Raw genomic sequence first — 14,423 nt, 5'->3', positions numbered from 1 at the left:
GCCCTGCTCTCCTCTCAGGCGGCGCCCTGGGCGTTGTCGCCGCGTACGAGGTCGCAGATTCTCAATGCCGAACCGACCGAAAGCGTAAAGCCGAGCGCGCCCTGTCCCACATTGAACAGCAGGTTCTGATAACGCGTGCCCGCGATGATGGGAACCCCGGTGGGCGTGGCCGGGCGCAGTCCCGCCCATGGCCGCGCCGTTTCGTACGGACCGGCCTGCGGCAGGGTCTGTGCCGCAAGCGCGCGCAGGCGGGCGATACGGCGCGGGTCCACGCTGGCGTCACGCGCGCCGATATCGACCATGGCCGCGATGCGCAGCGCGTCGCCCAGCCGTGCATAGACGACGCGGTTGTCATAATCCGTGACGCTGACATCCGGCAGCGTGCCCGCGCGTGAGTTTACCGTAAGGCTGTATCCCTTCAGCCCGTAAAGCGGCAGGTCAAAGCCGAGCGGACGCGCAAGGCGTCGCGATCCTTCGCCCGCGGCCAGCACGACAAGGTCCGTGTCATGCGGCCTTCCGTCCACCAGCACGTCGCACCGGCCGTTTGTCGCGGCGCTCAGGCTGGCGATGCCCCGGACCTGCCGGAATGCGGGCATCGCGGCCATGGCGTCGCGCAGGGAAAGGCAGAAAAGGTGACAGTCCGCCACCTCGTCCGCGGGGGAAAAGATCCCGCCCGCCAGATCGGGCGCAAGGGCGGCGAAGGCGGGTTCCACCCTGGCGCATTCGTGGGGGGAGAGTACCTGTTCCAGTTCGGGATTGCTGACGTTGCGCGCGGCCTTGCGGAATTTCGCCGCGTTGCGATAGACGACAAGCTTGCCCGGCTGCCGCCACAGGAAATCCTTCAGCCCGTCCGTGCGCCACTGCGTAAGGCCCGCCTGGCTGCGCAGGGCCAGCTGCAGCAGGATCGCGCTGTTTTTCGCATTGGTGGTCGCGTTGCACGCGCACAGGAACGACAGCATCCACCGCCACTGGTGCGGGTCGGCCCGCAGGCGCAGCGAAATCGGGGAACCGGCCCGCAGCAGCCATGCCAGCGCATCGCGCGGCACGCCCGCATCCGCCAGGGGATGGACGTAGCGGTAGCTCAGCTGTCCACCGTTGGCGAAGCTTGCCTCCACCCCCACGTCGTCGTGCCGTTCGACAAGCGTGACCTGATGCCCGTCGCGCAACAGGGCATAGGCCGTGGCCAATCCCGTGACGCCACCGCCTATGACCGTGATATTGCGTTGTGCCGGCATCGTCCCTGACCTTTGGATTGGCATTACCGTGCAGACGCCGGTAATGTTTTTATGGTGTTATTCGTCTGAAAATCTAAAAACAGACACCATGTCAGGCCAGTTTAAAAACGCTGTCTTCCCATAACCCATGGTTAAGGGATTGCAAAATCGGCCATTTGTTTCGTTACGTTACGATATCGTGATGTTTCCTGTTCTGGCATTGAGTGTCATTTCATGCTGGTGGAAATGACGCAGTCCCTCGTGGTGGGCGACACTGACGATGGTGGTGCGTGGCAGCGCCGCAAGCAGCGCGGCATAGGCATTGCGTTCATTTTCCGCATCCAGCGCGCAGGTTGCCTCGTCCATGAAAAGGATGGCCGGGCGTGACAGAAGGGCGCGCGCGATCGCCACGCGCTGTGCCTCGCCGGGGGAAAGGATGCTGCCCCAGCAGGCGTCCTCGTCCAGTCGGGGGATGTACGCGCCCAGATTGAGGGTCTGCAGGACCGCCGCGTAATATGCGTCCTCATGCCGGGTGGAAAAGGGATAATCGAGCACCCGGCGCAGCGTGCCGGGCGGAAGATAACTGCGTTGCGGCAGGAACATGGCATGTCCGATGTCAAAGGCGATGGTGCCATGCCCGTATTCCCACAGTCCGGCCATCGCCCGCAGCAGGGTGCTTTTGCCCGTCCCCGACGCGCCACGGACCATCCAGCGTTCGCCCTGTCCGATGTGCAGGTCCACGATGGTAAGCAGGGGGGTAGTGTCGGGACGGTTGATGGTGAGGTTCGTGATGTCGATACCCGGCGCGGCGGTATCGATGCGCACGATGTCATGGGGCTGAGGTTCGCTGACGGCATGTTCGAATTCATGCAGGCGCTGCAGGACGGAACGCAGGATGGCGAGGTCGGTATAGTTGCTCATGAACCATTGCAGGCTGCGCCTGACCTGCATGAATGCCGCGTTGGTGCGGGAATATTCGCCAAAAGTCAGCGCATGCGCGAGAAGTTTCGGCAGGAGCAGCACCCACAATATGATTGACGCCGTGCTATTGAACAGGTCGCCGACGAAACTGGCCCGCCAGGTATAGGTCACGACGCTGCGCCAGTTATGCGCGATATTCGCCAGGTAATGGGACAGGCGCAGCTCTTCGGCCTGTTCGCCACGGTAGAAGGCGATCTGTTCCGAATTGCGCCGCACGTCCACAAGGGCCGCGCGCAGGTCCGCATCGACATGCTGCTGCCGGTAATCGGCCTCGATCAGGGGGCTGCCCAGTTTCTCCATGAGGAACGAAGCCACGAGCGTTGCCGCGACAGTGCCCAGCAGAAGATAGCCCGACAGGTGGAAATGGTGCCCCATCCATGTGAAATCGAACGTGCCGCCGATGTTCCACAGTACGATGGAAAATGACAGCAGGGTTGTCACGGCCTGAATGCCATCCAGTCCCATGCGGAGGCTGAGGACCGTCATCTGCGACAGGTCATCCGCGATACGCTGGTCGGGATTGTCGTCGCGCCCGCCCCCATGTTCCAGACGGTAATAGGCCGTGTCCGACAGGTACCTGCGCAGATAGACCCGTGTATTCCACAGACGCCAGCGCATGGACAGGACCTGCGTCAGGTAGGTCTGAAAGACATAGCAGCCGCTGGAGAGGATACAGACCGCGATATAGATCGGCAGAAGCCGCAGGCATGTTCCGATCCGGTAGGCGAACATCGCATCGAAGAACTGCTGGTTCCACATGCCGAACCACACGGCCATGCGCACATATGCGAAGGACAGGCCGACAATGCCCCCCAGCATCGCCAGCGGTATCCATTTTTCCCCTGACCGCCAGTAGGGAAACAGGACCGACCAGTCCGAAAGGGAATGGCGGGGAGGGAGATCAGTACGTCGCACGGAAGGTCGCCATGAAGTTGCGGGGGGGCGCGGGGAAATTGAACTGCCACACGCCGCTGGCCCGTTCATAGTAATAACGGTCGGTCAGGTTATTCGCATTGAGCTGCAGCCGCAGGTTCCTGTTGATGGCATAGCCGATCATGCTGTCGATGGTCATGTATCCACCCTGCAGCGTGGTGGGATAGCCACCGCGCAGGTTGCTGCTGGCATCGATGCCGGCCCCCAGGCTCAGCCCCTTCAGCCGGCCGCCGGGCAGCGTGTAATGCATCCATGACTTGAACATGTGATGTGGTGAAAAAGCCCCGCCAAAATCAGGGGAGGACGGGTTGGAAAGCTTGGTATCCAGATAGGTATAGCCGATCGAGACGCTGAGGCCGGGCAGGATTTCGCCGTCGACCTGTGCCTCCCACCCCTGCCGGCGTATGGGGCCGGTCGTGATGTAGAACCCGATATGTTGCGGGTCCGACAGGGGCTGGTTGGTGCTTTCCATGCGGAACAGGGCGGCGGAGATGTTCAGGCGCCCCTGGAAATACCCGCCCTTGAATCCGGTTTCGATCTGGTTGCCCACCTGTGGCGCGATGCCGCCGCCATGGTATCGCAGATCCCCCACCGAAGGGGTGAAGATGCTGGCATAACTGGCATACCACGACAGGTTTGGCGTGATCTGGTACACCGCCCCCAGATAGGGGGTCAGCTGCGCATGGATGTCCGATTCCATCGACCACCGTCCCCGTGGGGATGGATAGGCGTCGCGTGAATGTTCGGAAAAGCGCGAGATCCGTCCCCCCAGGATCAGGGACAGGTGACGGACCGGTTCCAGCCGCAGCTGTCCGTAAAATCCCCATTGATAAGCGAAATCGTCGCTGCCTTCCGCCCCGCCCGAAGAGGGGGCATAGCTGATGCTGCCGGGCGACGGGGCGGGAACGGCGGCGGTGTTGTTGATGCTGATGTCCGGATACACGCCGCTGCCGCTTACATTGGCATAGGCCACGTACTGGTCGTAGGAATTATAGTTGAAACCCGCAAGGATATGGTGCGTCCGGCCCAGCAGGTGAAACGCGCCCGTCGCATAGATATCGGCCGAGCGTGAGGAACTGCTGCCCCGCTGCGCGGCAATGCCCTGATCTTCATAGGTCAGAAGGCCGGTTTTCGCGTTTATGGTGGTCCACGGCTCGTTATAGAGCATGTCATAACCCTGGTCATAGAACGTGCCACGCGCGGTCAGGGTCCAGTCCCTGCCCAGCTTCTGCGACAGCGACACGATGGTCTGCTGCGTCATGTAGTTGCTGTATCCCCATGGCTGCGACGGGTTGGCGGACCGCCCGCCGTACCACAACGTATCGTCCGTCGTGACGGGAAGCCCGTAATAGGGCGCGGTGATGTCCTGCTGCTGTGCTGCGTGGGAGACGAGGAAAGTCGTCGTCGGCGTGATGTCCCATTCCAGCGCGCCATAGGCCTGCCATTTGCGCGAATGGGAATAGTTGTAGAAAAAGTCGTTGTCCTCAAACAGGTCGGCGGTCCGGAACCGCAACGTGCGTGCACGGTTGAGCGGCACGTTAAGGTCAAGGTCGGCGCGGTAATTGTCAAAGCTGCCGATCGTCGCGGCCCCGCTGACGCTGAAATCCCGCCCCGGTTTCTTGGTCACCTCGTTGACCACGCCACCCGCGCCGCCCGCGCCCTGCAACAGGCCGGCGGACCCGCGCAGTACCTCGATACGGTCATACATCGACAGGTCGAACGACGCGTTGTTCAGCGTTCCCGCCGCATTGGGCGTGCCGTCAAGCGATGTCGTCAGCTGATAGCCACGGGAGTAGAAATTGGAGTTCGCCGTCGATCCCGGCAGGACACGGATCCCGTTTACCTGCCGCATCGCATCCGTCATCGTCAGCATGTTGGAATCCTGCATCCGTTCCTGCGTGATGACGGAAATCGAATGCGGAATGTCCTTCAGCGCCACGCCGGATTTTCCCCACACGTCGGACGTGGGCGCCGTATAGGACCCGCGGTTCGCATGGACCTCTATGTTCTCGCTGCCATCATGCGCGTCGGATATGGCTTTCCGCGCCTTGCTGGCCGGGGGCGGCGCCGTCCGGGCGGAGGCGACGGCCGGGTGATGGGTCTGGCGAAGGTCGGGGGACAGGGACGCGCATGCATCGCGGGCGATCATGCATCCCCATATGACGATCCCCCAGCGCGCGGCCGCCCTGGAAAAACGCGACATGAATTACGATCCTGAACTGACGGAAAACCAGCCAGCAGGGAATGGATGCGCGTTTTCATGTCTCCATCACCATCCGGCACGATATCGCGGGGGACATCGTGCGGGGCAGCGGAACAGATGGGACAGTCCTGCCGCGTCCTGCTGACGCTAGGGTTCAGGCAGCAGGCGGGGGACCGCGTGATGGGGGGACGCCGGGTGAAATGGCCGGCGGGCCGCGTGGCTGGCCCGGACGGCAGTGGGGGCGCATCCATGGCATGGGTGGCAGCGGCAGGAAGGCCTGCGCCGCCAGCGCCATGGCCGGAAGATGCAGCAGCGGACACAGCGCGCATGACCCGTCATGGTCATGATGGGATGCGTCATCTCCGCCTTCGTGGGCAAGGACGTGGTACGGCCCGCCCATCGCCATCGCGGCCGGGCCGTGCTGCTCTTCACAGTCCGCCATGGCCTGGCCTGACGCGATGTCGATGCCAAGCAGGCGTTCAATCGTGGCGCGGGGCATTTCCCCCGGCCGGGCCTGACTGAGGATCAGCAACTGCCCCACAAAGCCCAGAAGCGTGCACGCGACAATCAGCCACCGGCCTGTGGCCGGGCATGTCACAGGGTGAAGGACGCGCGCCATGAGCCGGAAAGATATGCCTTTTTCATGAATTTCCGCCAGTTTCCGCCACAAGGGGATGCTTGTCAAATCCTGCCACGTCCCGGGATTTCGGGTCGGGGTAATGACGTCAGGGAAAGCATTGTGTCGAAGGCGGAATGGTGTAAGACTGACCCCGGCCACGGTTCCGTTCATGTCCGGACCGGCGGCGTGGCCCCGTCACGGCGGGCCTGTTTGAGAGAAGGAATGCCCATGTTCAGGGTTGGTGCAGTGCTGCGGCGCGGTGTCGCGACTTTGATGATCATGGGGACGTGCATGATGACCCAGGCCCATGCCGCGACACTGTCGGATGACATTGCGAAAACCATACAGGGACAGCCCGGTCATTTCGCCGTCTATGCGGCAATGTCGGGACAGCCGCCGCAGGTCTGCCTGAACTGCGACGATTTCATCGATGCGGCCAGCACCATGAAGCTGTTCGTGATGGATGCCGCCTATGACAGTTTTACAAAGGGCACCCTGCACCCGCAGGACGTGATCGTCGTGCATAACCGTTTCCACTCCCTGGTGGGGACAGGAAGCTTCGCGCTGGACCAGAAGGAAGATTCCTACGACCCGCTCTATGCCGCGATCGGCAGGCCGGTCGCCGTTTCGGAACTGCTGCGCGTGATGATCCAGTACAGCAGCAACCTGGCGACAAACCTGATGATCGAACGCATCGGCGTTCCCTATATCCGGGCCATCGTGGCGGCCCAGCACCTTGATGGCATCAGGTTCGGCCGGATGATCGAGGATTATGACGCCAACGATCAGGGGATCCACAATCAGGTATCGGCGCGGGGGCTGGGCCTGTTCCTGCAGAAGCTCGACCACGGCGACATCGTGGGACCGGCACAGAGCCAGGCGATGATCGACATCATGAAGGGGCAGAAATTCAATGACATGATCCCGCCGGGCCTGCCGCCCGGCACGCCCGTCGCGCACAAGACGGGATGGGTCGATGGCGTGCGCAACGACGCGGGGATCGTCTTCCTGCCCGACGGGCGGCATTATATCCTTGTAATGCTGACGAAATCCCTCCCTGACGAGGCCGCGGGGATCAGGGTGCTCAACAGGATTTCCCGGCAGGTTCATGACAGTTTCGTCCACCCGTCCACGAACGGCTGAGGGGACTGATCGCCTGAGCGGGACCGCGATGGCTCCGGAAGTGGACCAACGTGGATTCGGGCCGCGTGAAGCCGCGGTTTCTTATGGATGGCGTAACGGGTACGCCATCGCATGCCAGCCATAGACAGGGGGCACGCGGGATATGCGTCTGCGTCAGATTGAAGTTTTCTATGCGATCATGACGACGGGATCGCTGCGCCGTGCGGCGGAAGTGCTGCATGTCTCGCAGCCCGCCGCCAGCAAGGTGCTGCGGTATGCGGAGCAGTCCCTGGGCTTTGCGCTGTTCGAGCGCACGGGCGGGCGCCTTGTCCCCACGCGTGAGGCGCAGATCATGCTGCCCCATGTGAACACGATTTTCGGCAAGCTGTCGGACCTCAAGCGCCTGACCGACAACCTGCGCTATGCCCGTGACGGCCATACGATCAGCATCGGCTGCGTGCCCAGCCTCGGGCTCAGTCTCGTACCACGGGTGATCCAGCGATACCATGCCAGCCATCCGGGCACCGAACTGACGATCGATACCCTGCATGGCACCGAAATCGTGTCGCGCATCCTCAACCATGACCTCGACCTTGGGATCGTCTTTGGCGATTATGCCTGCGACGGGGTGGGCTCCCACCATATCGCGGACGTACCGCTTCTGCTGATTGACGGGGAAATCGCGGATGGCCCGGTCATGCTGGAGCGGATCGACCCGACGCGGTATATCGGCCTGAGCGAGAACGACCCCACCGCCCGGCTTCTGGACATGGCGATGGAGGAGGCGGGTGTCTGCGCGGCGCCATCGGTGCGGGTGCGCACGCATTACATGGCGGCGGAACTGGTACGGCTTGGGGCGGGATGTTCCATTGTCGATGCCCTGACCGCGCTGCATCATCCCGGCCTGTCAAAGCCCCATGCGATTACCCCGCCCCTGCATGTCGCATGCACCGTGCTGTTCCGCGCGGATTACGCGCTTTCGCATATTTCGCGCGATATCCTGTCGCTTCTGCGGACGGAGCTGGATGTCGACCTCCAGCGTCTGCAGGACTGAAGGGCAGGGAATTATACCCCAGGTTAAGGACGGGTTGCATCTCGTTATGGGACAGCGGGGGATGTTTCATGCTTTGCTTGCCACAATGGAGTGCCATGTCCGGCATCTTTTCGTTTTCAGCAGAGCAGGACAGCAGAGTAGTGAACAGGTCATTTGCAGGACGGATCATTCGTTACATGGGGGGAGTGGGGGCGCTTTCGCTCCTTGCCGTTCCCCTTGTCGCATTGCCCGCATGTGCGGCACCCGCGCTGCCTGCCGGCCTGACGGCGGAACAGATTGACTCCATTGTCGAACGCACCCGCGATGCGTTCCATGTGCCCGGTATCGCCGTCGCGGTCGTCCATGATGGACAGGTCGTGTTCTCGCGTGGCTATGGCCGTCGCAGCGAGGACGCACACAGTGAAAAGGTCGATACGCGCACCCTGTTCGCCATCGGCTCCAACACCAAGGAATTCACGACTACCGCGCTTGCGCTCCTTGTCGATCAGGGCAAGCTGAAATGGGATGACCGGGTCATTGACCATATGCCGGAATTCCGTGTCGCAGACCCCTTCATCACGCGGGATTTCCGTATAAGCGACCTGCTGACCCACCACAGCGGCATGGGGCTGGGCGCGGGCGATCTGATGCTGTTTTCCCACAGCAACTTCACCCGCCCGGAAATTCTGGCGGCCCTTCCTTATATGCCGTTTACCGCGCCGTTCCGCGCGAATTACGCGTATAATAACCTGCTGTACGTGGTCGCTGGTGCGCTGGTGGAGAAAATGACCGGCACCAGCTGGGAAAATTTCGTGCAGTCGCGCCTGATTGACGCGGCGGGCCTGCCCGCCTGCCAGAGCACGCCGCCCGTCAAGGGAGAGACGGATGTCGCAACGGGCGAGGGCAACAGTCCCGACCTGCCGGACCGCGCATCGCTGAGCCTGCCTGTCGTGGCGCCTGCGGGCGGTATCTGGTGCAGCGTGGATGGCATGACCCGCTGGGTGCAGATGTACCTTAATGGCGGCAAGACGCCGGAAGGGAAGACCATCATCAGCACCGCACAGCGTGACGAGGTCTGGGCGCCGCATGCGCTGCTGCCGCTGCCGGACACGGCGGAGGCGACGCAGGGACATTTCCGTGCCTATGGCTATGGCTGGTTCATGGAGGACTTTTTCGGCAAAAAGCGTGTCTGGCACACGGGAACCATCGACGGAATGGTCAGCTATGTCTCGTTCCTGCCGGAAATGAAAACCGGGATCGTGGTGCTGACGAACCATGATGATTACCGCCCCAGCTTTATCATCCAGACGACGCTGAATTCACTGGTCACGACCGGGAAAAGCGCGGACTGGCTCGCGCACTGGAAAAAGCAGGCGGACGACAACAGCGCGGAGCAGGCGAAGATTGCCGCGACAACAGGCCCCGGGTCGCCGGCACGGCCGTTCATTCACCTGTCAGCGCAGGCGCAGCATGATTATATCGGGCTGTATCATGATGACTGGCGCGGCAATATCCATGTCACGCAGAAAGGAAACGATCTGCGTCTTTCCTTTGACAACTCACCGGGACTTGCCGGCACCCTCTCCGCATTGCCGCATGATCTGTTCGTCGTGCGATGGGACGATCGTGCGCAGGATGCCGGGGACGATTGCTACGTGCAGTTCCAGCGTGACATGGATGGCAAGGTTACGGGCATATCGATGCGGGTCGTGGGATCCGACTTCAGTTTCGATGCCCAGGACCTGCATCCGAAGAAAATATCCGACAAGCCCTGATATCAAAAATACCAGCCCGGAACAGACAGGTTCCGGGCTGGTGTCCGTATTCCCAATCGCATGAAATAATGATCGGAACATTCATGGGATGTTTCCGATAGCCATTCTGATGCCGGGGACATGATGCAATCCGTGATTGCATTCCCCGCCATCGCCAGATCTGTTAAGATATAATCCGGACAGCCGAGGGAACCATTATGGTATCCCCGCTTGATCGCCGATCCCGGGGATAAAGGCATTCAGGATGTTCGATCCTGTTGCTGTTCTGTCTTTTCCAATGCTGACAGCACAGACGGCATTGTGATCAATCCCCCGGATAATCCTCCATTCATCACAAGCGGTCCCATCAACCGGCTTTCATTCGAAATCTGTGCTGAGCATGTTCATCGGGTGGATGATGGACAATCTTTCCATTGTTCTGGTGCATGTTTTTGCAGGCTGGTGTTTCACCCTGCCGACATTCAGAATGGATGGTCGGCAGGAGCTGGAAGCCCTTTCAACGGCGGCCTCATCCGGGATGGGGATCCGAAAGTACCGTCTTGACGAAAATGATAAAAGTTTTTGGGTGTCGCCTTTTTTCAAAAAGGCGATGTTTCCTGAAGCTTTTTGAAAAAAGCTTCACCAAAAACTTCCTTACGATTTGGATGCCGTGCCACAGGCAGGATTTTGAAGCACTCCCCTGAGTGGCGATGGGACGCAACGCATGATCGCAGGTGGCTGTGGCATCGCCCCGATCTGGGGGCAGGGTCATCGCGCTGTCGGGATGTGCAGGGTGATACACCACGGACAGGTCATGGGTATTTGCGGATACCTGCCTGATTTTTCCGACGCTTCTTCGTCGCAGTACCGAACCCGGACGAGGATATCGGGCGTTCTTCCGCATGCTCCGGGTCGGCATCTGGTTCACAAAATCTGTAACCCAGGGCAGGAAAAGACAAGTATCGGGCCGGATATGACAGTGCCCGCCACCGGGATCTTTCCAGTGGCGGGCACGGTTTTCTGTAATGATGGAAAATACGGTCCGGCAGTATTCAGGAAGCCGGACCGCCTGTTTTGAAAATCAGAAGTGAACTCCGGCCGAGAATTCGAAGGAACGGCCAAGAATGACATCATAGTAACGTGTCAGGCCCACCGTTCCCACGCCCTTGGGAAGCTCGTTGAAAACATTGTTCATCATGAAGTTGAGGTTCAGGTTCTTCGTGATCTTATAGCCAATCGTCGTATTGAAGTAGAAGAAATCCGGCCGGCTATTAAACGTTTCTGCGTACTGGCTGGCCGTCACGTTAAACTTGGACGGACCGTAATAGATGGTCTGCCACTGCACGAAAAGCGGACCGCGCACATAATCAAGGTTGGCCGTGAAGGAGTCCTTGGGCGAACTGGTGCTGCCAACCTCGGGATAGGTCGTGCCCAGGAATGTCTGGGTATTCTTGACGTAGTGGTTGTAGTTCACGCCAATATTGAACGATCCCCAGTCGGCAAACCGTTGGCCGAAGTGTGACAGCGGGATGTAGTAGTTCAGCTTTCCTTCAAGCGCCTGCATATGCTGGTTGGCGATATTGACAAAGCCTTCCTGATAATTCGTCACCTGATGGGTGGTCGGGTCGCGGGTGAACATGCTGCAGTACTTGTTGGGGAACGAGCTTGAATCGTAGCAGGCGCTCATGATGTCGCTGATGTCCAGGTCCTCGATCTCATTGCTGATCCTCACGTCAACAAAGGAGGCGTCAATCTGCAGGCCGGGGACGAAATGCGGCATGAAATGGAGCGAACCGGTATAGCTGTGGGAAACTTCGTTCTGCAGGTGCGAGTTGCCGCCATCCGTTCCGTAAATGCCATAGTTGACGATGTTCGAGACAAATCCCTTGGGAATGCCCTGCTTGGCGCAGTTGGCCGCACGAACGGCAGGATTGGGGCCGTTGGCGATATCCTCCTGGGCGCACGGGTCGCTTGCCATGCTGTTGACGCGGCTTGTCGGGGAAAACAGTTCGGTGACGGACGGGTTACGAACGGATTGTGCGTAATTTCCGCTAAAGCCGAAATCCCTGGTGGGCCACCAGCTGCCACCGAACATATAGGTCCAGTAGCTGCCGGTCATGCTGTTATGAATATAGCGTCCGTTTGCCGTGGCCGAGATATGATAGGCGCCCGGCACATGCATTTCCGGCGACACGATCGGAACATCGAGTTCCCCGAAGACTTCGTGCGTGCCGTAAGCCCCGTTGGTGTTCGGAGTGGGGATTTCATCGCCATACTGACGGCGGCTGCCATCGGGCAGCAATTCACCGTTCAGGATGCTGCCAGCATCGAAGTTATAGGATTCCCACCGATGTTCGTAACCAAGATCCCACCGGACATTACCTGCGGGCAGCTTGACAACGGTACTGTGAATTTCCGCCTGCACGTCGAGCTGCTTGTTGGTGTTGCTGGGATTGACCCATGACGTAATGTATTTCAGCGCCGCGGCACTTTCCTGATTGCGCCCGAAGACATCAAGGGGGGCACAGGTCTCGCTGCGGGTCTTGGCCGTGGAATTGACATAACCCGGCGCACAGCCAATGGTGCCGTTGGGCAGCGTCACGGCATCAAGTGCGTTGATCAGGTTGTTCGTATCCACCATCAGGGTTCTGGTGTTGCTCAGATACTCGCTGTATTCGCCCTTTACGCTCCAGTCGAAGCGACGGCCCACCGCCTCGAAATCACCGTTCAGACCGCCCTGGAAACGATACATCTGGTTTGTGGTGGTAAACGCGCCTTCCCCGAAATCCTGGTTGGCACGGGACAGGTAGAACGTATCCGTCGGCTGTCCGGCGGCTTTGAGGGCATTGACGATGGTTGTCCGCTCAGCCGAGGTCAGGTACGGGTTGGCCGTGCTTAAAACCAGGTTGCCGTTGACGTAATCCTGCGGATCGGCGTCAAAGTTCGCCCGCGTCAGCGGATCGCCTTCGAACGTGGCGGAATAGTACAGACCCTGGTTGACGGAGCTCTTGGCCTCGCCACGCTGGTACCAGCCCTGCCATGTGGCATGCAGGTGGCGGTTGAAGTCATAATGTCCCAGCGTCGTCAGGTTCAGGGACGTCTGCGGCGTATAAAGCTGGTCATAATTTTCAAAGGACAGGCCATTGCCGCCGGCAGTGTAATAATTACTGCGCGTGACCGTTCCCGTCAGCGGGATCAGGGATTTGCCGTCCTTGCTGAACTGCAGGACGCCCCCGCCGGGCGCCGCGATGCCGCCGGATGCCTGCCCGAAATAGGAAGGATTCAGCTCGCCATTGACAAGCGGAATGCCGGTTGCGCTCAGCTGGCTGAAACGTTCGTTCTTGGTCAGGACGTAATAATAGGGGGAATCGCTGGTCAGGGCCGGCCACAGATAGGTTTCGGCCTCACTGCCGATGCTTTTGGCACGGTCATTGTAAACCAGGCCATCCGCATTGCGATATTCCACGTCAAAGACGATGCCGCCCTTGTCATGGTCAAAACCCGTGCCGTATTTCAGGTAGACCTTTTCCTGTCCCCCGTCGAGTTTCTGGGTCCAGTCGCCCTGCGCGTTGAAATCAATGCCCTTGAAATGATCGTCGAGCTGATAGTTGACGACACCGGCCACGGCGTCCGCACCATAGGCCGCGCCCGCGCCGCCGTAACGCGTATCGATCTTTTTCACCAGCGAGGTCGGGATGGTGCCGACGTCCACCTGCGAACCGCTGCCCGCGCCATACAGCGACGCCGTGGCGCCGCCGACCATGCGCATGCCGTCGATAAGCGTCAGGGTACGCTGGTCACCCAGGGCCAGCAGGCCGCTGAAGGTCTGTCCCGCGCCCCATGATCCCTGTGATCCGACGGGGCTGTTGGACGGAACGGAAAATGCCGGGTTTTCACGCAGCAGCGCCAGGCCCAGGTTGGAATATCCACGTGCCTGAAGCTGTTTGGCATCCAGCGTGGTGCCGGCCGTGACGTTACTCAGCCGCGTCTGCGACAGACGGGTGCCGGTAACGGTAATGTCTTCGCTCCGGCCGGCAGCCGCGGTGCTTGATGACGCCTGCTGGAGGGTGGTGGCGTTCTGGGTTGTCGTGCTCGTCTGACTGGTGGCCGTGACTGTGCCCGCAGTGCCCGATGCCGTCTGGGCGGTGGACGAGGAGGTGGCGGTCTTGGAGGTCGAGGTGCTTTTTTTCTTCTTGCTCTTGGCCGGAACGACAGAGCCATGGGATGTGGAGCTGGTGGCAGCCTCTGTACTATCGATGCTCCAGCCAGCAATTGTCACTGCCGCGCCAATCAGCAGCACTGTTTTCAAGCTTGGTCTGGATGGAACGTCCCTACGTTTCCTTCGAACAGATGGAAGGCCAGTGCTCATTTCTAAAACTCCGCATTTCACCACGGCGACCGCTGGCAAATCATCGCCACCAACACAGGTCTACCTCGCCTTCATTACGATCCCATTCCGAGTGACGTTTTGTCGATTTCTAAAACATGCGGAAGAATTAACCTGTGGTTTAGAGATCACCTGTCCGAGATGGAAAGGAAAGCGGGGGAAATCTTTGCAGATAGG

The 14,423-nt window shown here is 60.2% G+C and carries 9 protein-coding genes; 4 read left to right on the top strand and 5 right to left on the bottom strand.

Annotation, left to right across the window (positions count from 1 at the left end; genetic code table 11):
• Positions 1 to 14: 14 nt before the first annotated feature.
• From NJLHNGOC_RS10920 to NJLHNGOC_RS10905, 4 genes are all read right to left on the bottom strand, one after another.
• Complete coding sequence (locus tag NJLHNGOC_RS10920) at positions 15 to 1,235, bottom strand: FAD-dependent oxidoreductase (RefSeq protein ID WP_113596368.1); 1,221 nt, start codon at positions 1,233 to 1,235, stop codon at positions 15 to 17.
• A 168-nt stretch (positions 1,236 to 1,403) separates the two neighbouring features.
• Positions 1,404 to 3,110, bottom strand: a complete 1,707-nt coding sequence (locus NJLHNGOC_RS10915; protein ID WP_239021480.1) for an ABC transporter ATP-binding protein/permease — start codon at positions 3,108 to 3,110, stop codon at positions 1,404 to 1,406.
• Entirely contained in the window at positions 3,097 to 5,331 is a 2,235-nt protein-coding gene (locus NJLHNGOC_RS10910; RefSeq protein ID WP_239021479.1) for a TonB-dependent siderophore receptor, read from the bottom strand. Before NJLHNGOC_RS10910 ends, NJLHNGOC_RS10915 begins: the two co-directional genes overlap by 14 nt.
• A gap of 154 nt (positions 5,332 to 5,485) precedes the next feature.
• On the bottom strand, positions 5,486 to 5,950 hold the full coding sequence (locus tag NJLHNGOC_RS10905) for a DUF2946 family protein (protein ID WP_113596394.1): 465 nt from the start codon (positions 5,948 to 5,950) through the stop codon (positions 5,486 to 5,488).
• A gap of 228 nt (positions 5,951 to 6,178) precedes the next feature.
• Between NJLHNGOC_RS10905 and NJLHNGOC_RS10900 the strand changes: the two genes are divergently transcribed.
• The 4 genes from NJLHNGOC_RS10900 (at position 6,179) to NJLHNGOC_RS16015 (ending at position 10,490) form a co-directional block, all read left to right on the top strand.
• Positions 6,179 to 7,093 carry a serine hydrolase gene (locus NJLHNGOC_RS10900; protein WP_239021478.1) on the top strand — a complete coding sequence of 305 codons (915 nt, stop codon included), beginning with the start codon at positions 6,179 to 6,181 and terminating at the stop codon, positions 7,091 to 7,093.
• 142 nt (positions 7,094 to 7,235) lie between these two features.
• On the top strand, positions 7,236 to 8,126 hold the full coding sequence (locus NJLHNGOC_RS10895; protein WP_110529617.1) for a LysR family transcriptional regulator: 891 nt from the start codon (positions 7,236 to 7,238) through the stop codon (positions 8,124 to 8,126).
• 140 nt (positions 8,127 to 8,266) lie between these two features.
• Positions 8,267 to 9,880, top strand: coding sequence for a serine hydrolase (locus NJLHNGOC_RS10890; protein WP_239021477.1), 1,614 nt, complete (start codon positions 8,267 to 8,269; stop codon positions 9,878 to 9,880).
• Positions 9,881 to 10,274: 394 nt separating this feature from the next.
• Positions 10,275 to 10,490 carry a hypothetical protein gene (locus tag NJLHNGOC_RS16015; protein ID WP_165837917.1) on the top strand — a complete coding sequence of 72 codons (216 nt, stop codon included), beginning with the start codon at positions 10,275 to 10,277 and terminating at the stop codon, positions 10,488 to 10,490.
• Between the two features lie 450 nt (positions 10,491 to 10,940).
• On the opposite strand, the gene NJLHNGOC_RS10885 is transcribed toward NJLHNGOC_RS16015, so the two are convergent.
• Complete coding sequence (locus NJLHNGOC_RS10885) at positions 10,941 to 14,159, bottom strand: TonB-dependent receptor domain-containing protein (RefSeq protein WP_239021485.1); 3,219 nt, start codon at positions 14,157 to 14,159, stop codon at positions 10,941 to 10,943.
• Between the last annotated feature and the right edge of the window lie 264 nt (positions 14,160 to 14,423).

The organism is Novacetimonas cocois (genome assembly GCF_003311635.1).
Taxonomy (GTDB): domain Bacteria; phylum Pseudomonadota; class Alphaproteobacteria; order Acetobacterales; family Acetobacteraceae; genus Novacetimonas; species Novacetimonas cocois.
The sequence above is the reverse complement of the archived record's forward strand: the minus strand, read 5'-3'. Positions and strand labels throughout refer to the sequence as shown.